This window comes from Halomonas kalidii, assembly GCF_030010475.1.
Taxonomy (GTDB): Bacteria; Pseudomonadota; Gammaproteobacteria; order Pseudomonadales; family Halomonadaceae; genus Halomonas; species Halomonas heilongjiangensis.
This window is the reverse complement of the sequence record NZ_JASCQN010000027.1, coordinates 149570-172521: the sequence shown is the minus strand read 5'-3', so window position 1 is coordinate 172521 and position 22952 is coordinate 149570. Positions and strand designations below refer to the sequence as shown.

The following is a 22952-nucleotide window of genomic DNA, read 5'->3' as shown; positions in this document are numbered from 1 at the left end:
TGAACTGCACCCCGAAAGTTGGACACCTAATCCAACCCTCGGGGTGTTTCTATGAGCAATCGATACGACGAGTGGTTCAAGCTGCTAGTGGTGCAGCAGTGTTTGCATGAGGACACTAGCCTACGCGAGGTGGCTCGCCAGCATCGCCTTGACCATTCCCTGGTGCGTAAATGGCGGGAACGCTACCGCCAGCATGGCGCGCCGGGGCTAGGCAAGAAGTACAGTCACTACAGTGCTGCCTTCAAGCTGGCGGTACTCGAGAGAATGTGGCGAGATGGCTTGTCACGCCGGCAGGCTGCCACCCTGTTCGATATTCGCGGAGATGCCGCTATTGGCATATGGGAGCAGCAGTACCATAGTGGTGGCCTGACTGCGTTATCGCCAAAGCGAAAGGGACGCCGCCCGATGGTCAAAAAGCCGCCTTCACCACCACCCCCACCTGATGAAGAGCGCTCTCATGAGGAGTTGCTCAAAGAGTTGGCGTATCTGCGGGCGGAGAACGCCTATCTAAAAAAGCTCGATGCCTTGATCCGGGAGAAGCAGGCGGCAACGCAGGGCAGAAAGCCCAAGCCGTCCAAGGGTTAAGGCACGAGCATTCGCTGGCTCTGCTGCTGCGTGCGGCAGAGCTACCGCGCAGCACGTTCTACTACCAGCTCAAGGCCCTGGGCGCTGACGATCAGTGCGCGCCCCTGAAGGCGCGTATCCGGGCGATCTACGATAGCCACAAAGGGCGCTATGGTTATCGCCGCATCACTGCTGCCCTACGGCAGGCAGGTGAAGTGATCAACCACAAGGCCGTCCAGCGCTTGATGCAACAGCTGGGCTTGAAGTCCCTGGTTCGCCCAAAGCGGTATCGCGCCTACCGAGGAGCAGTGGGACATGTGGCTCCCAACGTACTCGACCGGCAGTTTCAGGCAGAAGGACCGAATCAGAAGTGGGTGACCGACATCACGGAGTTCAACGTCGACGGACAGAAGCTGTATCTGTCCCCCATCATGGATCTCTACAACGGCGAGATCGTCGCCTATCAGACCAGCAGGCGTCCCGTACTCTCACTGGTGAAGCACATGCTGCAGCAGGCCTTTGCCCGCTTGAAGCACTCGGACCGGCCACTGCTGCATTCCGATCAGGGGTGGCATTACCAGCATCCCACCTATCGCGCCCTGTTGGCAGGACAGGCGCTGACCCAGAGCATGTCACGCAAGGGCAACTGCTTGGACAATGCCGCCATGGAGAGCTTCTTCGGCACCCTGAAGGCCGAGTATTTCCACCTGAACCGGTTCGATACGGTTGAGCAGTTGCAGCAAGGCCTCGATCGTTACATCCATTACTACAACCACGAGCGCATCAGGCTGAAACTAAAAGGCCTGAGCCCCGTACAGTACAGGACTCAGGCCTTGGGCGCCGGCTGAACGAACCGTCCAACTATTGGGGGTCAGTTCAAGTTCACACCCCTGAGCGGGGTTTCTTCATATGTGGGCGCTTACCAGGCCTCGGCGAAGCCGGACCTTCCAGCTTCCGGCTTCCAGCTCTGATCCGGGCGAAGCCCGGATCAGTCCCGCAGGCTGATGATCTTCCAGCCTTTCTGCTCGGCCACCTCGCGCAGGGTGGGATCCGGATCCACCGCCACCGGGTGGTCGACCAGTTCCAGCAGCGCCAGGTCGTTGTGGGAGTCGCTGTAGAACCAGGCGCCGTCGAGGGTCAGCTCCTTGTCGACCAGCCACTGCTCGAGGCGCTCGACCTTGCCTTCCCGATAGCTGGGGACGCCGCTGACCCTGCCGGTATAGCGGCCAGCGACGATCTCGGGCTCCACGGCGATCAGTTCGTCCACCCCCAGGCGTTCGGCGATGGGGCCGGTGATGAAGCGGTTGGTGGCGGTGATGATCATCAGGGTGTCGCCGCGGGTACGGTGGCGGGCCACCAGTTCCTCGCCCTTGGGCAGGATGTGTGGCTCGATCTTGCTGGCCATGAACTGCTGGTGCCAGGCGGCGAGCTGCTCGGGGCTGTTCTCGGCGAGGGGCCTCAGGGCCACCTCGAGGAAGGCGTGGATGTCCAGGGTGCCGGCCTCGTAGTCGGCCAGGAAACGATCATTGGCTTCCCGGTAGGCCACCGGGTCCACGGCGCCCTGTTCCAGCAGAAACTCGCCCCAGGCATGGTCGCTGTCGATCGACAGCAGCGTGTTGTCCAGGTCGAAGATGGCCAGGCTCACGGCAACTCCCCATTGATTATCGACAAGGTCGGTATCGGTCATGTGCGAAAGCCGGCGATTATGGCAGAACCGGTCTCCGGTCGCGAGTCGTCCCGCATGCGACGCAGAGCGTATTGATGCGCTTCGTGGCCTTGTGGAAGAATGGTTCCAATTGTGGATTCATAAGGTGAAGCCCGTGATCGACGCTGACGGCTTTCGCCCCAACGTTGGCATCATCATCGCCAATGAACTGGGGCAGCTGCTTTGGGCGCGTCGGGTAGGGCAGAATGCGTGGCAGTTTCCCCAGGGAGGCATCAAGGCGAACGAGACACCGCAACAGGCACTTTTTCGTGAGCTGTACGAGGAAATCGGCCTCACCGCCGATGACGTCGAGATCCTTGCCTGCACCCGGGGCTGGCTGCGCTACCGCCTGCCGCGACGCATGATTCGCACCAACTCACGGCCGGTCTGCATCGGCCAGAAACAGAAGTGGTTCCTGCTGCGGATTCGTTGCCAGGAGCACCGGATCTGCATGGATGGCTCTCCCAAGCCGGAATTCGACGGCTGGCGCTGGGTCAGTTACTGGTACCCCCTCGGGCAGGTGGTACCCTTCAAGCGGGAAGTCTACCGGCGTGCCCTGCGGGAGTTATCCCCGCGGGCCCAGCGGCTGGCTCTTGGCCATGGTTAGGAACACCGTGGCGGCAGCCGGGGTCTGACAAGGTCAGTGAACTCCCCGGCAAGGCGAGAGAGAACAACGAATGGACACCAGGACGCCGATGCTCGAGGTTTTGCGCCGCATCATTCAGGAGGTCAACGGGGCTCGCAACCTGGACGTGGCCCTGTCGACGATGGTACGCCGCATCCGCAAGGCGATGCGTACCGATGTCTGCTCCTTCTATCTTCACGACGCCGAGCTCGACCAACTGGTGCTGATGGAGACCATCGGCCTGCGTACCCAGGCGGTGGGGCATGTGACCCTGCCGAGGGGCGAAGGGCTGGTGGGCCTGGTGGCGAGCCGCGAGGAGCCGCTCAACCTGGAGGACGCCCAGGCGCATCCCCAGTTCCGCTATTTCGAGGCCACCGGCGAGGAGCGCTACTCCAGCTTCCTCGGGGTGCCGATCATCCATCAGCGCCGCACACTCGGCGTGCTGGTGGTGCAGCAGGCCGAGAAACGCCGTTACGACGAGGAGGACGAGGCCTTCCTGGTCACCATGGCGGCGCAGCTGGCCGGGGTGCTGGCCCACGCCCTGGCCACCGGCAGCCTCACCCGGCCGAGCCTCGATGGCCAGGCCATGTTCACCGGGGTGGCTTCCTCGCCGGGGATGGCGATAGGCGAGGCGGTGGTGATCGCCCCTCCCGCCGACCTGAACAGCGTGCCGGATCTGATTCCCACCGATGTCGACTACGAGATCACCCGGCTCAGGGAGGCCATCGGCCGGGTTCGCGAGGAGATCCGCGCCGCCGGTGAGCGCCTGGCCAACCGTATCTCGGCCCAGGAGCTGGCGCTGTTCGAGGTCTACCAGCAGATGCTGGGCGAGGCGGCGCTCTCCCAGGAGGTGGTCAAGCGCATCCGCGAGGGGCAGTGGGCGCCCGGCGCGCTGGCCGATGTGGTGCGCCGCCATGTGCAGTACCTCGAGCGGGTCGACGACGACTATCTCCGCGAACGGGCCGCCGACGTGCGCGACCTGGGGCGCCGGGTGCTGGCCCACCTCCAGGAGGAGACGCCCCAGACCCCCGACGTCTATCCGGACAGTACCATCCTGGTCGGCGACGAGATCAGCGTGGCGATGCTCGGCGAGGTGCCCCGCGACAAGCTGGCCGGGCTGGTCTCGGTGAGCGGCTCGAGCACCTCCCACGTGGCGATCATCGCCCGGGCCATGGGCATTCCCACGGTACTCGGCATGGTCGACCTGCCGCTGCCGCGGCTGGGCGGTGCCCGGGTGGTGCTCGACGGGCATCGCGGACGGCTCTTCGTGCGCCCCGGCGCCGAGCTGGAAAGCCACTACCAGAGCCTGATCGCCGAGGAGCGGGCACTGGCCGAAGTGCTCGAGCACGAGCAGGACCTGCCGAGCCGCACCCCGGACGGCCATGACATGCCGTTGATGGTCAACACCGGCCTGGCGGTGGAGGCCGCGGCATCGCTGAAGAGTCGCATCGGCGGGGTGGGGCTCTATCGCACCGAAGTGCCGTTCATGATCACCGAACGCTTTCCCGGCGAGCAGGAGCAGACCCGGCTCTACCGCGAGCAGCTCGAGAGCTTCGCACCGCTGCCGGTGGTGATGCGTACCCTGGACATCGGCGGCGACAAGGACCTGCCCTATTTTCCCATCGAGGAGGCCAACCCCTTCCTCGGCTGGCGGGGCATCCGTGTCACCCTGGACCATCCCGAGGTGCTGATGGTGCAACTGCGCGCCATGCTGCGTGCCTCCCAGGGGCTCGATAATCTTCAGGTGTTGTTGCCAATGGTCACCAATGTCGACGAGGTCGACGACGCCCTGAAACTGCTCGATCGGGCCATTCTCGAGCTGGGCGAGGAGGGGGTCACGGTCAATCGCCCCAGGGTGGGAGTGATGCTGGAAGTACCGGCGACCCTCTACCAGCTCGACGCCCTGGCCGAGCGCGTCGACTTCTTCTCGGTGGGCAGCAACGACCTGACCCAGTACCTGCTGGCGGTGGACCGCAACAATCCGCGGGTCGCCGGGCTCTACGACGCCTGCCACCCGGCCGTGCTGGCGGCCATGGCGCGACTCGCCGAGGAGTCGGCCGCGCTGAAGATGCCGATCTCGGTGTGCGGCGAGCTGGCCGGCGATCCGGCCGGTGCCCTGTTGCTGATGGGCATGGGGTTCAATTCGCTGTCGATGAACGCCCCCAGCCTGCCGCGGGTGCGGGCCGCCATTCGCCGGGTGCCGCTGGAGGCCGCTCGCCAGCTGGTCGAGGAGACCCTGCGCCTGGACAGCCCCGCTGCGGTGCGTCGCCACCTGAACGAGCAACTCGGCGAGTGGCAACTGGCGCACCTGTTGCCACCGAGGGATTGAGCCGGGCTTCGCCCGTGAGCCGGAAGAGCTTACGGCTTGCGGTCCGTCGAGACCCGCAGTTCGTTCTCCCCCTGCATCACCCCGTTCGGCCCGAACCGGCGCTCGCCGATCTCGATCCACCCATCGGCGTACCAGGCGAGCCAGGTCGTTGCCCGGGTGCCGTAGTCCTGGCCGACGATGAAGGGGGAGGAGAGCCGGCGCTCCAGCTCCAGCCCCACCCCGGTCTCCGGCAACTGATCGTCATCGGCCGGATGCGGGTCGCCCAGCGCCGCCAGGGCGTCGCCTGGCCAGTGGTCGCGGCGCACGCTGGTGGCGAGCCCCTGGCGGGCGGCGATCAGCTTGGGCCAGGGCGTGTTCAGGCTGGCATTGGAGAGCCCGTGCAGGCCCGGCGGTGCCGTCTTCAGCGAGAGGTCGTCAGCGCCGCGATGAAGATGCCAGAGTCGCTCACCGTCGCCGGCCAGCAGGTTGAATCCCGCATAATGCCGGGCATCGCCCGAGGCGAGCCGGTCGAGCCAGGCCGGCAGGTCGTCGCACTCGAGGGCCTCGCGCACCAGGGCGCCGCGGCTGGGGGCGCCGGCCGGCACCTTGAGGGAGGGGTCGCGGACATTGGTGACGGCGGCGAAACGGCCGCGACGATGCACGGCCAGCCAGGTTCCCCCGGCCTCCAGGTCGCGTCCTCCGACGATGTCGGGGGCATCGCGCCAGGCGGCCAGCGGCGCGGTGGGGCGGGCGTGAAACTCGTCACGATTGGCCACCAGTCGCAACAGGCAGGCACTGGCGGGACGATGGTCGAGGGCGATCAGGCACATGACGGCAGCTTAGCGTGGCGCCGCGTCGGGGGGAAGGCGCGAGGCGCGTGCCATGACAGGGGCGGCAGGGCGGCGTAAACTCGGGTCATCTTCGCACCGGTTCAGGGAAGACAATGCGCGTCGAGTCGAGCAAGGAACGCCTCTGGTCACGACTGATCCAGCCCATCCTCTGGCCAGTGCTGCTGGCGCAGGGGGTCCTGGTGGCGCTCTGTCTGGTCGTCGGTGTGCTGCTGTGGTGGATGGTGCCCTCCCATGCCTCCTGGAGTGCCACCTTCTGGATGATGCTGGCCTTGTTGGTGGGCAGCAGCGCCAACGTGCTCGTCTTCCTGACCCTGCTGCGTCAGCGCCTGGCGACCTGCGAGGGGGCCCTCGACGAACAGCTCGCCATCGGCGAACGATACCTGGCCCAACCTCGACTCGGCCGGTCGGTGCCGATCGCCGCGGTGGAAGACACCGCCAGCGAAGGCGATCCCGTTCGCCGCCTGTCGCGGCTGCTCGACGGCGTGGCTGCACTGCTCGATGAGCAGGCCAGGGCCCCGCATCTCGAGCGCATGCTGGCGGCCAGCGGTCGGCCGGCATTGCTGGCCACGCGAGACCGCGTGCTGGTCGCCAACGCGGCCATGGAGGAACTGCTGGGCCAGGGCGAGCTGCGTGGCCTGGCGGTGAGTCAGCTCCTGCCGGTCGACGAGTCGCAGAGCGACCTCGAGCGGTGCGTGGTGCGTCCCGTGGGCGCCAGGAGGCCGTCGTCCCGGTGGTTGCAGTTGCGGCTGGAGGACGATCGGGGCCATGCGCTGGTGCTGCTCGACGACCTCGAGCACCGGGAACGTCGCCTCGACCAGTTGCTGGTCGGGCGCCAGCGGGCCCGGGAAGAGTCACGACTCAAGTCCGGCTACCTGAGCCACCTGCGACGGGAGCTGAAACCGCTGATGGTCTCGCTGGGCGAGGTGCTGGACCAGGAGGCGGCCCTGGTACGCCGCGATGCCGCCGGTCGTCGGTCCGTGCTGGAGCTGCGCGAGAGGCTGGCCGACATCTCGGTGTTACTGGCCAATCTGACCGATGAACCGCGGGCCCAGGGCGCCGGGGCATCCGCCAGCGGGCCCGCGCGGGTGCTGATCGTCGATGACGGACCGGTCAACCTGATGCTGGCCCAGCAGGTGCTCGAGGGGCAGGGCTATAGCGTGGAGACCGCCACCTCCGGGGCACAGGCACTGGAGTGCCAGGCCCGGCAAGCCTTCGACCTGGTATTGATGGATATCTTCATGCCCGACATGGACGGGGTGGAAGCCAGTCTGCGCTGGCGCGAACAGGAGGCCGGTCGGGTCGAGGGCCAGCGCAGCATCCTGGTGGCACTGACCGCCAATGCCAGCGATGCCGACCGGCAGCGCTTCCGCGAGGCCGGGATGGACGACTATCTGGCCAAGCCCTATCGGCCCCAGGCGTTGATCGACCTGGTGCAGCGGTGGTTGCCGGAGGCCCAGGAGGAAACCGGGTCGCCGTGAGCGTTCTCGCGATGCTGCTCGTCTACCTGATGCTGGGCGCCGCCGCCGGGACCATGGCGGGGTTGTTCGGCGTCGGCGGCGGGCTGGTCATCGTGCCGGCCCTGGTGGTTGCCTTCGGACTCCAGGGGGTCGCCCCGGAGGTCGCGATGCACCTGGCCGTGGGGACGTCCCTCGCGACCATCGTCATCACCGGTGCCTCCTCGACCTGGGGGCATCACCGGCGCGGCAGCATCCAGCGGCGGTGGTTTCAGGCCCTGCTGCCCGGCCTGATGCTCGGGGCCATCGGTGGCGTCTTCGTCGCCGGGCGTCTCTCCGGCGGCCTGCTCGGTACCCTGTTCGGCGCCTTCGTGCTGCTGATGGCGCTGAGGATGGCGCTGGCACGTGGCCCGAGACCGGGCAGCGCCGCGCCGGGCAGGCTCGGGATGGGCCTGGCCGGTGTCGTGATCGGCGGCATCTCGGCGCTGTTCGGCATCGGTGGCGGCATGCTCTGCGTGCCCTGGTTGACTCGCTGTGGCGCCACCATGACCCAGGCCGTGGGCACCTCGTCGGCCTGTGGCCTGCCCATCGCGCTGTTCGGGGCGGCCACCTTCATGGTGGTGGGCTGGGGCCATCCGCTGTTGCCTGCCGGAGCCACCGGCTTCGTGATGTGGCCGGCATTTCTCGGTATCGTGCTGGCCAGCGTGCCCTTCGCGCGCCTCGGCGTGCAGCTGGCCCACCGCCTGCCGGCTCGTACCCTGCGCCTCGCCTTCGCCGCCCTGCTGGCGCTGGTGGGGGTAAGATTTCTGTTATAGCGACAAGACAAATCATTGCCCATGGCACGCCGGGTGGTCGTGTCGCGGCTGACGGCTCCAGAGGACATCCATGCTCCGCTATCCCGACATCGACCCGGTCGCCATCTCCCTGGGGCCGCTCCAGGTCCACTGGTATGGCCTGATGTACGTGATCGGCTTCGTCGCCGCCTGGTGGTTGGGCAGGCGGCGTGCCGCCCGCATCGGCCTGACCCATGACGACGTGGGCGACCTGCTGTTCTATGCCGCCCTCGGCGTGGTGCTGGGCGGCCGGCTGGGCTATGCACTCTTCTATGGCATGGGCCAGTGGCTGGCGGACCCACTCTGGATCTTCCGGATCTGGGATGGTGGCATGAGCTTCCACGGCGGCCTCGCCGGGGTACTGCTGGCGGCGCTCTGGTTCGCCAGGAAGAAGCGGCTGGCCTTCTTCACCCTCACCGATTTCGTCGCCCCCCTGGTGCCGATCGGCCTGGGGGGCGGGCGCATCGGCAACTTCATCAACCGCGAGCTGCCCGGTCGGCTGACCGAGCTGCCCTGGGGCATGCCGTTCCCCGGCATGGGGCCCGAGCCGCGCCACCCCTCGGCGCTCTACGAGGCGCTGCTCGAGGGCGCCGTGCTGTTCGCGGCGTTGTGGTGGGTCTCGGCCACGCCGCGGCGACGCGGGCTGGTCTCCGGCCTCTTCCTGCTGCTCTACGGCGTGTTCCGCTTCGCGGTCGAGTTCGTGCGCCTGCCCGACGCCCATCTCGGCTTCATCGCCTTCGGCTGGGTGACCATGGGCATGCTGCTGACCCTGCCGATGATCGCCTTCGGTAGCCTGCTGGTCCTCTGGTCGCGCCGCCAACCGGTGGATGCTGTACACTAATCGCCCCATTTCCAACTGCTGGACGAGCCGTGACCGTCGATTCCCTGCCTCCTCTCGAACAGCCCTACCTCGATCTGATGCGTGCCGTGCTCGACCGCGGCACGGAGCGCGACGATCGCACCGGGGTGGGCACCCGTTCGCTGTTCGGCCATCAGATGCGCTTCGATCTCTCGCGGGGCTTCCCGCTGGTGACCACCAAGAAGCTGCACCTGCGCTCGATCATCCATGAGCTGCTGTGGTTCCTGCGCGGCGACACCAATATCGCCTACCTCAAGGAGCATGGGGTGCGCATCTGGGACGACTGGGCCGACGAGAACGGCGACCTCGGCCCGGTCTACGGCTACCAGTGGCGCAGCTGGCCCGACCCGTGGGGTGGCCACGTCGACCAGATCGCCAGGCTGCTCGAGCAGATCCGCACGACCCCCCGGTCGCGGCGGCTGATCGTCTCGGCCTGGAACCCGGCGCTGGTCGACGAGATGGCGCTGCCGCCGTGCCACTGCCTGTTCCAGTTCTACGTGGCCGAGGGGCGGCTCTCCTGCCAGCTCTACCAGCGCAGTGCCGACATCTTCCTCGGCGTGCCCTTCAATATCGCCAGCTACGCGCTGCTGACGCAGATGATCGCCCGGGTCAGCGGGCTCGAGCCCGGCGACTTCGTCCACACCCTGGGCGATGCACACCTCTACCTGAACCATCTGGAGCAGGCCGAGCTGCAGCTCTCGCGCACACCCCTGGCGCCGCCGCGGCTTCGGCTCAACCCCGAGGTGACGGATCTCTTCGCGTTTCGCTTCGAGGATATCGCCATCGAGGGCTACGAGGCGCACCCCCATATCAAGGCCGAGGTCGCCGTATGAGCGACAGGACGCAAGAGGAAACCCTGGTGCCCGTCGCGATGATCGCCGCCCTGGCCCGCAACCGGGTGATCGGCGTCGACAACCGGCTGCCCTGGTACCTGCCCGAGGACCTCAAGTTCTTCAAGCGCATGACCCAGGCCAAGCCGCTGGTGATGGGGCGCAAGACCTTCGAGTCGATCGGGCGCCCGCTGCCCGGCCGCCTGAATATCGTGGTGAGCCGTGACCCCGCCTTCCACCACGAGGGCGTGCGGGTCTGCCATGACCTCGCCTCCGCTCTGGCGCTGGCCGACCAGCAGGCCACCATCGATGCCTGCGACGAGCTCATGGTGATGGGCGGTGCCCAGATCTATGCCCAGGCGTTGCCGCTGGCCTCGCGGCTCTACCTCACCGAGGTCGATATCGACGTGGAGGGCGACGCCCGCTTCCCCGAGCTCGACATGGCCGAGTGGGAAGAGGTGCAGCGGGTGCCCGGCGAGCCCGCCGAGGGGCAGCCGGCCTACAGTTTCGTGCACTACCGCCGGCGACTCGCCGACGGCACGGCCAGCGGGCCGGTGGCGAGCGGGTGAGGGGGCATCGAGGGTCTCCATCCGGCGACATTTGTCATGCTGCGGCTTCTGGCACAGACTTGGGGGTTAATGCCTCGTCGTGAAGGGCTTGTGTTGGAGGGAATCGGTTTGATCGAGGAACGCTCAACCCGTCTGCTGGCGGCACTGGAGAACCGTGCCGAGAGCCTGCTGGGTACCCTGCACGAGGCCCGCGTGCAACAGGCGGCCATGCAGGCCCGGCTGGCCGAGCTGGAACGCCGCCGCAGCGAGCTCGAGGCGCGCAATGCCGAGCTCGTTGCCCGCGCCGAGGAGGCCCTGGCCAGCCAGCGTGGCCTGGCGCAGCGCAACGACGACCTCGAGAGTCGTCTCGCCGAGCTCGAGGCGAACCGCCTGGAGCTGCTTGAGGAGAACCGCGAGCTCGACGAGCAGAACCGCGAGCTGGAGGCGCACAACCGCCACCTGCACGACAAGCTCGCCGCCGGCGAGCCGGCCGGCGGCTTCGCGCTGCCGGCCCGCCGCGCCCAGGGCCTCTCGGCGCTCATCGGCCATCGCCCGAAGGGGGCGGCGGCCCGGGTCGCGCCCGCCCCCCCGGAGGCCGGACAACCGGCGCCGGCCGAGCCGGCCCGCAATCCCCAGAGCGACCTGCCGATCGGCGAGGCGCCGTCGCCCCAGGCGCTGCTCGGCGAGTGGTACCGGCGCTACGGCTCGACCTTCTTCAAGGGGCATACCCGGCCGCTCAAGGTCGGCATCCACGAGGAGCTCGCCGCCCGCGAACCCTGGCCGGAGAAGCTGGTGCGCCGCGCACTCGCCTGCTACGTCAACCTGCCGCGCTACCTCAAGTCGGTGCGCGAGGACGCCGAGCGCATCGACCTCGACGGCCAGGCCGCCGGGCGTGTCGATGCCGAGGCCGCCGAGCACGCCCGCAAGAAGCTCGAGCGGCTGCAGGCCAACCGCCGCAAGCCCCAGGGCAAGCCGCAACGGCACCAGGGGCGAGCCGAGGACCGTCCCCCCGGTAGCCAGGCGTCGGCGGGGAAACCGGCTTCCCGCGCCGATGATTCGGCCGGCGACGCAACCGCCGCCCCGTCACCGGCCACCCTTGAAGAGAAGCTCTCCGCCCTGCTGGCCAAGCATAACGGCCACTGACCAGGCACGACGGCCGCTGGCTCGACCGTTGACTTGCCATTGTCATATTCGCAGGGCATCATGAACGCGCTCATCGCTGCCTGGGCTGTATTCGGTCGATTCGCCTCGGCCAGCCGGCAGCGGCGGCCGGCCAGCCGGGAGGGCTCGTCGACCGCCTGCGCGAGGGAAAGTTCCGCAGGGAAGGTGCGCTCTGAAGGAAAACAGTGTTTTTTCTTGTTGCGTTCCCGAAAATCCCGGTATAGAGTTCCCTTGCGAGCATTGGACTATAACAAGGCTTCGCTGAGGTGGTGCCGCGCCACCTGCCATCCTCCCGGGAGGGAGCCGAGCAGGAAAGGCAAATGAGCATGCCCGGCAAGCCGGCTGCATTCACTGAGTGAATCGTGCAGTAACGATCGAAACAGTAAGCTAGTCAAAGGAACTATCGCGATGAAAAAGACACTGTTAGCGACTGCTATCGCCGGCGCCCTGGGCGCTTCAGCTGCCGCTCAGGCCGCTACCGTCTACGACCAGGATGGCACCAAGGTCGACCTGTACGGCCGTATCGCCATGGGCATCTCCGGTGGCGGTCCCGAGGAGCAGGACGGCGAAGCCAAGTCCACCGGCACTGAATTCAAGGACGTCTACTCGCGTCTGCGTCTCTCCGGCAGCCACCAGCTCACCTCCGACCTGAGCGCCTTCGCCAGCGTCGAGTGGCGCTTCAGGGGCGACGAGCGTGACCAGTCCGACGGCTTCCGCGAAGTGCGTCACAGCTTCCTCGGCCTGCGCAGCGACCAGTTCGGTACCATCCAGGCCGGTAGCTTCGACAGCTTCTACAACACCTTCGTCGCCGCGCCCTTCGATGTCTACCTCGACCGCGGCCTTGAGCTCTCCGCTGGCCAGGGCGGCGACCTGCAGGCCCGCGGCGACTCCCTGGGCTATTTCACGCCCGACCTGAGCGGTTTCCAGGCCTTCATCATGACCAAGCACTACACCGGTAACGGTCAGGTGGCTGGTTCCGACGGCAGCAACTCCTCCGAGCTGAACACCCAGGGCGGCGTGAAGTACGAGTGGGGCGGCCTGCGCCTGGCCGCCGGCTTCGCCCAGGATCGTGATGATCGTGCCCTGTCCGGCGATGGCGACACACGCCACAACTATACCGGTCGTGATCGTCGCGGTGCCGACGAGAACATCTACGGCGCGACCGCTTCCTACGCCTTCAACGACAACTTCTCCGCGCGCCTCGGCTACGAGACCCAGGACACCAACGACGGTGCCATCGATGCCGGCGGCGACGTCGAGCAGTATTCCGGTTACGACACCTGGGGCCTGGGTGCCAGCTACTCCCTCGGCGCCTGGGCCTTCCACGCCGACGTCTATCGCGTCGACCTGGACAACGCAGAAGAGGAGCGCATCGCCTGGGCCGCCGGCGCCTACTACAAGGTGTCCAGCAACTTCGACGTCTTCGGCGAGCTGCACCGCGCCGACCAGGGCGACATCACCGTCAGCACCGACGATGGCGTCGAGGTCGACGAGAACGACGACAGCGTCTACTGGCTGGTCGGTGCCCGTTACCACTTCTAAGCGGCCCACCGCTTGAGGTAGCGACACCCGCAGCACACAGAAGCCGGCCCCTCGGGGCCGGCTTTCTCGTGGGCGGGTGCCGAGACAATGAAGGGAGAGGCGGGAAAGGGGCCGTCGCGCCTGGCTATTCGCGTCATGGCCGCGCTTGACCTGCGCTACCATCTAGGGTCCGATAGCCAGGCGAATCGGCAATCGCTAACTCACCCGGGAGCGACGTTTGCTATCTCGACTCCGGTTTCTCTTCCAGTCGACTCTCTCGCTCCAGGGGCGGCTGATGATCGGCCTGGCCGTCACCTGGGTGGTGGTGGCCTTGCTGTTGATGGGCAGCGGCAGGCTGACGGGGCTGCAGCTGGTGCGCGAGACCAACTTCGCGCACCTGAGCTACGAGTCACGACTGATCGCCGACGAGGTCACGACCCAGGTCAACGATCGCCTGGGCGCACTGGAGCGGCTGGCCGCCAGGCTCGACCGGGCGCGCCATCGAGATGGCGCTGGCCGGCCCGGCGAGGAGGTCCTGCGCAGCGAGCTCAAGCACAACGATGCGCTGCTCGAGTGGTTCGATGGCCTGGTGGTGGCGGACGCCGACGGCACGATACTGGCCGACTGGCCGGTCGCGGAGGGGCGCGTGGGCCTGGAGACGGCCGAGACCGAGTATTTCCGCTTCGTCGAGGCGATGCGCCGCCCCTACGTGAGCGAACCCTTCATCGGCCGGGCCAGTGACATGCCGCTGGTGTTGTTCGTGGTGCCGCGGTGGCGTGACGGCGCGTTCGACGGTTTCGTCGGCGGCTTCGTCAACATTCACTCCGGCGGCCTGTTCCGGCGGCTGCATAGGCTGCGGCTCGGTTCCGGCGGCTTCGCCGCCGTGGCCACGGCCTCGGGGACCATTCTCTACCATCCCGACCCCTCTCTGGTGCTGCAGCCGGTGCCCACGGTCGACGAGAACGCCATGCTGCACCGGGCGCTGGACGGCTGGCAGGGCGAGGCTGTGGCGCAACTGATCGGTGGCGGCGAGGCCTACCAGTCCTTCGGTCAGGTCTGGCCGGCCGACTGGGTGGCCGGGGTCTTCCTGCCCGCGGAGCAGGTGAATGCGCCGCTGCAATCGCTGTTTCGCCGGCTCTGGTGGTTCGGCGTCGCCTTCGCCATGCTGCTGCTGCCGCTGATGTGGTGGCTCGTGCGCCATGCCCTGAACCCCTTGCACCGGCTCGAGACGCAGATCGACGAGGTGGGCGAGGGGCGACGCAGCCGGGTGACGCTCGATACCCGGATGCACGAGATCAGCCGGCTGGCCGGCACCTTCAATCGGGTGGAGGAGGAGCGCAGCTCGGCCCTCGAACGACTGCAGGATCGTGAGGCGTTCCTCGAGGGGGTGCTGTCGTCGTCGCCGCTGGGCATGTTCGTCACCGACACGGGCGGCAGCATCCGCTACATGAACCCCGCGCTGACGGAGCTGACCGGCCATGCCTTCTCCGCCCGGGACGAAGCGGCGTGGGTGACGTTCATCCACGCCGCGGACCGCCAGTCGGCCATCGACCTCTGGCAGCACAGCCTCGAGACCGGTGACGACTTCCTCAGGCAGTTCCGCTACGTTCGCGCCGATGGCGACCTGCTGTGGCTCGAGGTGCATGCCAGCCAGGTGGCCATCGACGGCCGGACCATCGGCTTCGTGGGTACGGTCAAGGACATCACCGAGCGCCATCAGGAGGAGGCCATGCGCCGCTGGGAAGCCGAGCACGATCCCCTCACCGGCCTGCTCAACCGGCGCGGCTTCGAGCGTCGCCTGGAGGAGGCGCTGGCCGAGTGGCACAAGGCCGGCACGCCCTCGGCGCTGCTGCTGTTCGATCTCGATCGTTTCAAGCCGGTCAACGACGAGGGTGGCCATGCGCTGGGCGACGAGATGCTCCGGCGCATCGCCCAGGTGGTGGCCTGGGAGGTGCGGCGCAGCGACCACGTGGCCCGCCAGGGCGGCGACGAGTTCGGGGTGCTGCTGCCGAGCTGCACCCTCGCCCAGGCCCGGCGTATCGCCGAGACCCTGCGCGAGGCCGTCGCCGATGTCTTCGTGGTGCATCGCGGCCGCGAGTACCGTGTCACCCTGAGCATCGGCGTCACCGCCTTCCAGGAGGGCGACCGGGAGATCGTCACGGTCATCGAACGCGCCGACGCCGCCAGCTACCGGGCCAAGGCCGCCGGTCGCAACCAGGTCGAGATCGCCTGACATCGCAGAACGTTGATGGGCATCATGGCATCCTCCCCCGATGGCCCGTTTATAGTGGGTCTCATATCGACGCTTCACGGTCACCGCCATGTTCCGGCCACTTCGCTCGCTCCAGGGACGCATCCTCTCCGCCTTCGTGGTCGGCTGGCTGGCCATGCTGGTCGTCATGGTGCTGGTGGCCTTCTTCGTGGCCAGGGACAGCCTGCGCGAGACCATTTCCGAGACCCTGCTCTTCGAGACCCGGCTGACCGCCCTGGGCCTCGACGACTACCTGCTGACCCGCCAGCGCGCCCTGTCGGGCGTCGCGGAGCGCCTGGAGGGCACGCGCCCGACCTCGACGTCGGTGGCGTCGCTGATCTCGGCAGAGCGTGGCCTGAGGGCCCTGTTCGACAGCGTGGCCGTGGTGTCCCCGCAAGGGGCGGTGCTCGGGCGCTGGGAGGCGCCCGGGGTCGTGCCGAGTCTCGAGCTCGCCGAGCTGCCCGTGCTGGCCGAGGTGACGGCGACCCGCCGGCCCCGTATCGGCGAACCCCGGGCCGAGGGGGTGCCCGGGCGGCCGGTGATCCGCCTGGCGGTACCGCTGTTCGAGGCCGACGGCGACCTCGGTGGGGTGCTCACGGGTGCGGTGATGCCGCGCGAGGAGGGGCTGCTGGCCGGCATGAGCCGGCTGCAGGTGGCCACGGGAGGCTATCTGGCCATCGCATCGCCCGGCGGGACCATTCTCCACCACCCGAACGAACGCCTGCTGCTGAGATCGCTGCCGGTGGAGCGCAACCCGATACTGGCCGACGCGATCGCCGGCTTCGAGGGCGTGGTCGAGGCGCCCACCGTCGCTGCCGAACCGGCGCTGCAGTCCTTCATTCTCTCGCCCGAGGCGGGCTGGCTGGTCGGCTATGTGGTGCCCCTGGCCGCGGCCTATGCGCCGGTGAAACGGCTCTGGATCTCGTTGCTGGGGGTGGCGATGGCCTTGACGCTGCTCGCCGGGCTGGTCGGCGCGGTGCTGCTGCGCTCGGCCTTTCGACCGCTCAAGCGGGTGGTCGCCCAGGTCGATGCCATCGAGCAGGGGCAACGCCACGCCCTCAGCGAGGCCGGCCCGCACGAGCTGAAGGCCATCGCCCGGGCCTTCAATCGGCTCTATATCGGCATGCTGGACGCCAACCGGGTGGCATCCGAGCGCAAGGCCTACCTGGATGCCGCCCTGACGTCATCGCCGGTGGGGCTCTATCTGGTCGATGCCCGGGGACGCCTCACCTTCGTCAACCCGGCCCTGGAGCGGATCACCGGCTGGTCGAGCCAGGCCCTGCTGAACGGCGACTGGGCGCAGATGCTGCCCGAGGCGGCGCGCGAGCGTAGCCGGGCCCACTGGCAGCGACTGGTACGCTCCCGCAACGGCTTCCAGTACCAGATCGAGATCCACACCTCCTCCGGGGGCTCGCGCTGGGTCGAGGTGCAGGGATCGCCGGTCCGCACCGAGGAGCAGACGCTCGGCTATATCGGCTCGGTGGTGGATATCACCGAACGTCATCGCCGCGAGCAGCAGTCGCACTGGGAAAGCGAGCACGACCCCTTGACCGGTTGCCTCAACCGGCGCGGCTTCGAGGCGCGTCTGATGGCGGCGACCGGCCAGCGCCACCGGCAGGGCGAGATGCCACTGTCGTTGATGATGATGGATCTCGATCATTTCAAGCCGGTCAACGACAGCGCCGGCCATGCGGCAGGGGACGAGATGCTCAGGTCTATCGGCGAGCTGCTGATCGAGACGGTGCGCGACAGCGATTCGGTCGCCCGCCTGGGCGGCGACGAGTTCGCCATTCTGCTGCCGGCCTGTCCGCTGATGCGGGCCCGGGACGTCGCCGAACGCCTTCGCGAGGCGATCGGGCGGCTCGACTTCCAGGCCGGGCAGCACCGCTTCCGGGTGACCATGAGCATCGGTATCGCCATGCTCGGTGAGGCGGACCGCAGCCTGCCGGCCTTTCTGCAGCGGGTCGACCAGGCCTGCTATCGGGCCAAGCGACTGGGACGTAACCGGGTGGTGGTGCACGATGGCGATCGGGGGGTGGCATCGCCGGAGTCCTGAGCGCGGCGGGGCAAGCGGGGGCGTTCATCCGGGCCGCCGCGCACCGGCGAGTCATCCCTCGAACTCGGTGCCGAAGCGTGTGCCGAGCAGGTCGCGCAGGTAGTTCATCAGTTCCGGCGAGATGGCGTCCATGGTGGCCCTGACCCAGTCGAGCTCGTCGCCCTGGATGACCCCATAGTCCCCGAGAATCTCGTCGCGGGCCGCCTGGAACTCGGGGTCGTCGACCATCGCCGCGACCCCCTGGCGCAGGGCCTCCATGGCCTGCTCGGGGATGTCGGCGTGGACCCAGATGGTGCCGCGCGTGTTCTGTACCAGGGGTACCGTGACCTTGAAGGCTTCCCAGGCGATGCCGGAGGGCATCTCGCCGTGGATCTGCTCGTAGAGCTCGGGGGCGGTGATCATGTCCGGTACCGCCGGGTCGCGCACCGGGTTGCCCTCCTCGTCGATGAAGCCGATGGCGTAGAGCGGCATGGCGCTGCCGGCCTCGACCAGTGGCGCCACCCTGTCGAGGTAGAAGGCAGTGCTCTGGGTGTTGATCATCAGCTCGCCGCGTTCGAAGGCGGTGAGGGTGTCGCCGCGGTTGCCGTAACCGGGCACGCCCCGGTAGTCGAGCCCGAGCAGCTCCATGGCCATCAGCGACTCGAGCAGGCCGATCGGGTCGGTGATGCCCTTGGTCAGCGGACCCTCGGCGTCGAGCACCTCGCGTGGCTCCGCGATGCCGGCCCGGGCGGCAATGACGGTGACATGGCCCATGGGGGCGGCGACCAGGGGTTCCAGTTCGTCGAGGTCGAGGCGCAGCCCGCGTAGCCCGAGGATGGCGCGCAGGTTGAGGTGGCCGGAGCTTGCCAGCAGGGTGGTGCCGTCGTGCTCGACGCCTTCGGCGAACTCGTTGCTGCCCAGCAGGCCGCCGACATCGGTGACGTTCTCGGCCTCGATGGTCGGCCGGCCGGGTATATGGCGGCCCAGGTGGCGGCCGATCAGGCGGCCGAAGGTGTCGGTGCCGCCCCCGGGGGCGAGGGGAATGATCATGCGGATGGTCTTGCCGGCATAGTAGTCGGCGGCCCGGGCGGTATCCGACAGGCTGGCGACGGAGAGCATCATGCCCGCCAGCAGGGTCGGCAGGAGGCGGAACTTGGCCATGTGACGGGCTCCGGTGCGGCGATCGTTGTCCATACTGCCCCGTTGTGCTCTCCGGCACAGGGCTTGGAGAAGCATAGGCAGCAGGCGAGGCGATCACCACTGCCGGGAGCGCAGGAGCCGGGCGAAGACCCGGCCCAAGGGTGTAGGCTGACGAGAAGAAAGCGAGCGGGTGTGGCGCCCTCTGCAGGATTCGAACCTGCGACCTGCCGCTTAGGAGGCGGCTGCTCTATCCTGCTGAGCTAAGAGGGCGAAACGCGGCGCATTATAAGCGCTTGAGCGAATGAGATAAACCCGTCGGCCCGGGGCCGGCGCTGTCGAGGGATCCGAACGAGGATCGGGTGGAAGGGAGTGCCATGGAGCCGAGCGAGTATCGCGCCTACGACGGCCTGGGGCTGGCGGCCTTGATCCGTCGCGGCGAGGTGAGCCGGGAGGAGGTCTTCGCGGCGGCCTGTGCCGCCATCGAAGCGGAGAATCCACGGCTGGGCGCGGTGGTGCGCTATCGCTTCGAACGGGCCGAGCAGGAGGGGCGCCGGATCGATCCCGCAGCGCCCTTCGCCGGGGTGCCGACCCTGACCAAGGACCTGCTGATGGCCATTGGCGGCGAGCCGCTCGCCTTCGGTAGTGCGGCCCTGGTCGATTGGCGGGCGCCGGAGGACGCCTCGCTGGTGCGTCGCCTGCGCGAGGCGGGACTGGTGATCCTCGGCCAGACCGCCACCCCGGAACTGGGCCTGATGGGCATCACCGAGCCGCGGGCCTTTGCCCATCCGCTGAACCCCTGGAAGGCCGGGTTCTCGCCGGGCGGTTCCAGCGGCGGGGCCGCCGCGGCGGTGGCCGGTGGGCTGGTGCCCCTGGCCATGGGCGGCGATGGCGGTGGTTCACTGCGCATCCCGGCGAGCCACTGTGGGCTGTTCGGCCTCAAGCCTTCCCGCGGGCGGGTGCCGCTGGGCCCGCAGTACGCCGAGGTGTGGCAAGGGGCGGTGGTGGAGCACGCCCTGACCCGCAGCGTACGCGACAGCGCGGCACTGCTCGATCGAACCAATGGCATGGACGAGGGGGCGCCGCAGCCGCTCCTCCGCGAGGAGGGCTTCCTGGCCGCCATCGCCCGTCCTCCTGCGCGGCTGCGGGTCGCCGTCTCCCTGGGCGAGTCACTGGGGGCGCCGCTGGGCACCCGGCTCGCCCCCGACGTGCAACACGCGGTGGAGCAGGCCGCCCGCCGCCTGGAGGCGATGGGCCACGGGGTGGAGTGGTGCGATCCGCCGGTCGAGGGCGAGCGCCTGGCCGACAGCTACCTGACGCTCTACCTGGGCCACCTGGCCGCCGACCTGGCCTGGATCAGCGAGCAGACCGGCGTCCCGGTGAGGCGGCTCGACATCGAGCCATCGACCCGAGCCATCGGTCGGCTGGGGCGTTGGCTGTCGGCGCGGGACTATGAGCTCGCCAAGCGCTACTGGAACCGGGTGGCGCGGGCCATGGGCGAGTTCCATCGCCGCTTCGACGTGCTGCTGATGCCGGTGGCGGCGACCCCGGCGCCGCGCCTGGGTGAACTCTATCCCGACGCCGGCAAGGAGCGGCTGATGTCGCTGCTGGCCTTGCCGGGGGCCGCCCCCCTGGCGTTGAAGGCGGGCATGCTGCATCGCCTGGCCAGGGATGCGCTATGCCGCACCCCCTTCACCCAACTGGCCAATCTCACCGGCCAGCCGGCCATGTCGCTGCCGCTGCATGTCACGCCGGACGGCCTGCCAGTGGGGGTGCAGGCGATCGGCCCCATGGGTGACGAGCGTCGTCTGCTGGCGCTGGCCGCCGAGCTCGAGGCCGACAGCGGCTGGGGGCACCGGCTGCCTCGCTCGGCGAACGGTGAGTCGCGGGCCGATCCCGGGTAGAATGCCCGGCATGCCCGATATCCCTTCGTCCCTGTCCCCGGCCGGCGACCGCCACTTCGATGGCCTGGCCGACAAGTTTGCCGACAGCCTCTACGGCGCGGCCCGCGGCGAGCTGCGCCTGGCGCTGCTCGACCGGCTGCTGCCGGAGATGCTCGACCTCGACGGCCAGCCGGTGCTCGACGTGGGGGGCGGCCTCGGCCAACTGGCGGCCTGGTTCGCCGCACGCGGCCACCCGGTGACACTGGCCGAGCCCTCCGGCGAGATGCTCGAGCGGGCCAGGGCGCGGCTGGCCGGGCAGCCGGTGAGCCTGCTCCAGGCGCCGCTGCAGGCTCTGCCGGAGTGTGCCCCCGGCCCTTGGCGGCTGATCGCCTGCCATGCGGTGCTCGAGTGGCTGGCCGACCCGCGCTCGGCGCTCGCCACCCTGGCCAGGCTGCTGGCGCCGGGCGGCCAGCTCTCGCTGATGGTCTTCAACCGCGATGCGCTGCGGATGTCCAACGTGGTCAAGGGCAACCTGGAGAAGGCGCTCGCCGACCGTCTCGAGGGCACCGGTAAGCGCCGGCGATTGACGCCGATCTCGCCGCTGACCCATGGCCAGGTCGAGGCCTGGGCGGCCGAGAGCGGGCTGGCGATCTCGGCGGTCGCCGGCATCCGCGTCTTCCACGACTACCTGCGCCAGCCGCCACCGTCCGATGCCGACCGGGCACGCCTGCTCGCCCTCGAGCAGCGCTACTGCCGCGTCGATCCTCACTGGCGGCTGGGCCGCTACCTGCTCTACACCCTCGAACCCCGCCCCCAGGAGCCCCTCCCATGAGCGCCGAGACCCCGGTCTGCCAGTTGCTGGAACGCCAGGACCTCGACTACCGTGGCTGGTGGTGGGTGGCCCCGCCGCGGGACGCCTGGCTGGAGAGCGGGGAGGGCACCACGATCAGCGCCGACCAGTCGGTGATCGAGGCCTGGCGCGCGCGGGGCCGGCCGGCCTTCTCGCCCTTCGACGACGGCCTGCCGGGCACCGCCGGTGGCGGCGTGCCCGGGGTCGTGCTGTTCTGGCCCAAGAGCCATGCGCTCGGCGAGTGGTGGCTGCTGTGGCTCTGTGCGGTGCTGCCGCCGGGCACGCCGCTGCAACTCGCCGGCGAGAACCAGGGGGGCATCCGGCGGGTGCTCCGGGTGCTGGCGGCGCTGGGCCTGGGCTGTCGCAAGCGCGACACCGCCCGGCGCTGCTCGCTGTTCGAGACGCGCCTCGGCCGGGTCGGCCTCGACCCCGAGGCGGCCTGGTCGTCGTTCGAGGCCGAGGGGGTGACGCTGGTCAGTCACCCGGGCGTGTTCGGCCACGGCAAGCTCGACGACGGCACCCGGCTGCTGCTCGAGCGGTTGCCGGCGGTGCTGCCGGAAGGGTCGGCCGAGATACTGGACATGGGCTGCGGCGACGGCATCCTGGCCGCCTGGCTGGCCCGGCGCGGGGCCCGGGTCACGGCGGTGGACGTCAACGCGTTCGCCGTGGAGGCGACCCGTCGCACGCTCGCCGCCAACGGTCTGGCCGGCGAGGCGCGGGTCGGTGATGTCTATGCCGCGCTCGGCGAGAGGCGCTTCGCGGCCATCGTCAGCAACCCGCCCTTCCACCAGGAGCGGGCCATCGACTATGGTCCGGCGGCGCGGCTGATCCTCGAGGCGCCCGACCACCTGCGGTCCGGCGGCCAGTTGGTGATCGTCGCCAACGCCTTCCTGCCCTACCCAGATCTGCTCGAGCGCGCCTTCGGCGGCTTCGAGATCCTCGCCGACGACCGCCGCTTCCGGGTCTACCGCGCGATCAGGCGCTGATCAGGACTGGGGCTCGCGATAGGCGATCTCGGTAATCACATAGGTGGTCTCGCCGCCGGGGGCGGCGACGGTTACCTCGTCGTCCAGCGACTTGCCGAGCAGGGCCTTGGCCAGCGGGGCGTCGACGCTGATCCAGCGTTTCGCCGTGTCGGTCTCGTCGTGGCCGACGAGGCGGATACGCATCTCCTCGCCGTCGTCGTCCTCCAGGGTCACGAAGGCGCCGAAGTAGATCCGGTCGGTGTCTTCCGGGAGCCGATCCACCACCTGCAGTTCGTCGAGGCGCTTGGTCAGGTAGCGGATCCGGGCGATGACCCGGTTGAGCTCCTTCTTGTTGTAGGTGTAGTCGGCGTTCTCGCTGCGGTCGCCGAGTGCCGCGGCCTCGCCGACCTTGGCCGAGAGCGCGGGACGCTTGACCCGCGACAGGTGGTCGAGAATGCCGCGCAGGCGGTCGGCGCCTTCGGCGGTGATCAGGTTGCTCTTCGGTTCCTGGCGCGGGTCCTTGGCCGGGTCGCGCCAGCGCGTCATGTTGCGGCCCTTCATCGGCGTCGCCC

Annotated in this window: 19 protein-coding genes and 1 tRNA gene; 15 read left to right on the top strand and 5 right to left on the bottom strand. The window is 68.6% G+C overall.

Features of this window, described 5'->3' with window-relative positions; all coding sequences use genetic code 11:
- Nucleotides 1–51: 51 nt before the first annotated feature.
- Nucleotides 52–1412, top strand: a protein-coding gene (locus tag QLQ85_RS07100; RefSeq protein WP_407650358.1) for an IS3 family transposase whose coding sequence is annotated in 2 segments (ribosomal slippage) — nucleotides 52–517 and nucleotides 517–1412 — 1362 coding nt in all. Because the reading frame shifts where the segments join, the coding sequence is not laid out codon by codon here.
- Between the two features lie 140 nt (nucleotides 1413–1552).
- Here the strand turns inward: QLQ85_RS07100 and QLQ85_RS07095 are convergent.
- Nucleotides 1553–2209 carry a histidinol-phosphatase gene (locus QLQ85_RS07095; RefSeq protein WP_282738340.1) on the bottom strand — a complete coding sequence of 219 codons (657 nt, stop codon included), beginning with the start codon at nucleotides 2207–2209 and terminating at the stop codon, nucleotides 1553–1555.
- Between the two features lie 175 nt (nucleotides 2210–2384).
- Between QLQ85_RS07095 and QLQ85_RS07090 the strand changes: the two genes are divergently transcribed.
- Nucleotides 2385–2876 carry an RNA pyrophosphohydrolase gene (locus tag QLQ85_RS07090; protein WP_282738339.1) on the top strand — a complete coding sequence of 164 codons (492 nt, stop codon included), beginning with the start codon at nucleotides 2385–2387 and terminating at the stop codon, nucleotides 2874–2876.
- An 88-nt stretch (nucleotides 2877–2964) separates the two neighbouring features.
- Complete coding sequence (gene ptsP / locus QLQ85_RS07085; RefSeq protein ID WP_282738348.1) at nucleotides 2965–5223, top strand: phosphoenolpyruvate--protein phosphotransferase; 2259 nt, start codon at nucleotides 2965–2967, stop codon at nucleotides 5221–5223.
- Nucleotides 5224–5252: 29 nt separating this feature from the next.
- On the opposite strand, the gene QLQ85_RS07080 is transcribed toward ptsP, so the two are convergent.
- Nucleotides 5253–6032, bottom strand: coding sequence for an NRDE family protein (locus QLQ85_RS07080; protein ID WP_282738338.1), 780 nt, complete (start codon nucleotides 6030–6032; stop codon nucleotides 5253–5255).
- A 113-nt stretch (nucleotides 6033–6145) separates the two neighbouring features.
- Here QLQ85_RS07080 and QLQ85_RS07075 point away from each other — a divergent pair, with 113 nt between their 5' ends.
- The 9 genes from QLQ85_RS07075 to QLQ85_RS07035 all read left to right on the top strand — a co-directional run bounded on the left by QLQ85_RS07075 (nucleotide 6146) and on the right by QLQ85_RS07035 (nucleotide 17566).
- A complete protein-coding gene (locus tag QLQ85_RS07075) occupies nucleotides 6146–7531 on the top strand; it encodes a response regulator (RefSeq protein WP_282738337.1) in 1386 nt (461 codons plus the stop codon).
- 11 nt (nucleotides 7532–7542) lie between these two features.
- Nucleotides 7543–8322: a sulfite exporter TauE/SafE family protein gene (locus QLQ85_RS07070; RefSeq protein WP_407650360.1), complete on the top strand. Its 780-nt coding sequence runs from the start codon at nucleotides 7543–7545 to the stop codon at nucleotides 8320–8322.
- Between the two features lie 70 nt (nucleotides 8323–8392).
- Nucleotides 8393–9181 (top strand): prolipoprotein diacylglyceryl transferase, encoded by a 789-nt coding sequence (lgt, locus tag QLQ85_RS07065; RefSeq protein ID WP_282738335.1) that lies wholly within the window; start codon nucleotides 8393–8395, stop codon nucleotides 9179–9181.
- Nucleotides 9182–9258: 77 nt separating this feature from the next.
- The gene (locus tag QLQ85_RS07060) at nucleotides 9259–10032 is read left to right on the top strand and encodes a thymidylate synthase (protein WP_282738347.1); all 774 of its coding nucleotides are present in this window, start codon (nucleotides 9259–9261) and stop codon (nucleotides 10030–10032) included.
- Nucleotides 10029–10598 (top strand): dihydrofolate reductase, encoded by a 570-nt coding sequence (locus QLQ85_RS07055; protein WP_282738334.1) that lies wholly within the window; start codon nucleotides 10029–10031, stop codon nucleotides 10596–10598. Before QLQ85_RS07060 ends, QLQ85_RS07055 begins: the two co-directional genes overlap by 4 nt.
- 108 nt (nucleotides 10599–10706) lie before the next feature.
- Nucleotides 10707–11720, top strand: a complete 1014-nt coding sequence (locus tag QLQ85_RS07050; RefSeq protein WP_282738333.1) for a ProQ/FINO family protein — start codon at nucleotides 10707–10709, stop codon at nucleotides 11718–11720.
- Between the two features lie 426 nt (nucleotides 11721–12146).
- Nucleotides 12147–13280 carry a porin gene (locus QLQ85_RS07045; protein WP_282738332.1) on the top strand — a complete coding sequence of 378 codons (1134 nt, stop codon included), beginning with the start codon at nucleotides 12147–12149 and terminating at the stop codon, nucleotides 13278–13280.
- A 217-nt stretch (nucleotides 13281–13497) separates the two neighbouring features.
- Nucleotides 13498–15492: a diguanylate cyclase domain-containing protein gene (locus QLQ85_RS07040; protein WP_326521370.1), complete on the top strand. Its 1995-nt coding sequence runs from the start codon at nucleotides 13498–13500 to the stop codon at nucleotides 15490–15492.
- An 88-nt stretch (nucleotides 15493–15580) separates the two neighbouring features.
- The gene (locus QLQ85_RS07035) at nucleotides 15581–17566 is read left to right on the top strand and encodes a sensor domain-containing diguanylate cyclase (protein WP_282738331.1); all 1986 of its coding nucleotides are present in this window, start codon (nucleotides 15581–15583) and stop codon (nucleotides 17564–17566) included.
- Between the two features lie 51 nt (nucleotides 17567–17617).
- On the opposite strand, the gene QLQ85_RS07030 is transcribed toward QLQ85_RS07035, so the two are convergent.
- Together QLQ85_RS07030 and QLQ85_RS07025 are read right to left on the bottom strand one after the other, a co-directional pair.
- The gene (locus tag QLQ85_RS07030; protein ID WP_282738330.1) at nucleotides 17618–18706 is read right to left on the bottom strand and encodes a type 2 periplasmic-binding domain-containing protein; all 1089 of its coding nucleotides are present in this window, start codon (nucleotides 18704–18706) and stop codon (nucleotides 17618–17620) included.
- Between the two features lie 172 nt (nucleotides 18707–18878).
- Nucleotides 18879–18955: transfer RNA gene (locus QLQ85_RS07025), tRNA-Arg, on the bottom strand.
- 104 nt (nucleotides 18956–19059) lie between these two features.
- Here QLQ85_RS07025 and QLQ85_RS07020 point away from each other — a divergent pair.
- The 3 genes from QLQ85_RS07020 to QLQ85_RS07010 are packed head-to-tail and all read left to right on the top strand — an operon-like array spanning nucleotide 19060 to nucleotide 22401.
- Nucleotides 19060–20586 carry an amidase gene (locus QLQ85_RS07020; protein ID WP_282738329.1) on the top strand — a complete coding sequence of 509 codons (1527 nt, stop codon included), beginning with the start codon at nucleotides 19060–19062 and terminating at the stop codon, nucleotides 20584–20586.
- 10 nt (nucleotides 20587–20596) lie between these two features.
- Nucleotides 20597–21397, top strand: coding sequence for a methyltransferase domain-containing protein (locus tag QLQ85_RS07015; protein ID WP_282738328.1), 801 nt, complete (start codon nucleotides 20597–20599; stop codon nucleotides 21395–21397).
- The gene (locus tag QLQ85_RS07010) at nucleotides 21394–22401 is read left to right on the top strand and encodes a class I SAM-dependent methyltransferase (protein ID WP_282738327.1); all 1008 of its coding nucleotides are present in this window, start codon (nucleotides 21394–21396) and stop codon (nucleotides 22399–22401) included. The genes QLQ85_RS07015 and QLQ85_RS07010 overlap by 4 nt, the downstream gene beginning before the upstream one ends.
- Here QLQ85_RS07010 and greB read toward each other — a convergent pair whose 3' ends face one another.
- Nucleotides 22402–22941, bottom strand: coding sequence for a transcription elongation factor GreB (gene greB / locus QLQ85_RS07005; RefSeq protein ID WP_282738326.1), 540 nt, complete (start codon nucleotides 22939–22941; stop codon nucleotides 22402–22404).
- Between the last annotated feature and the right edge of the window lie 11 nt (nucleotides 22942–22952).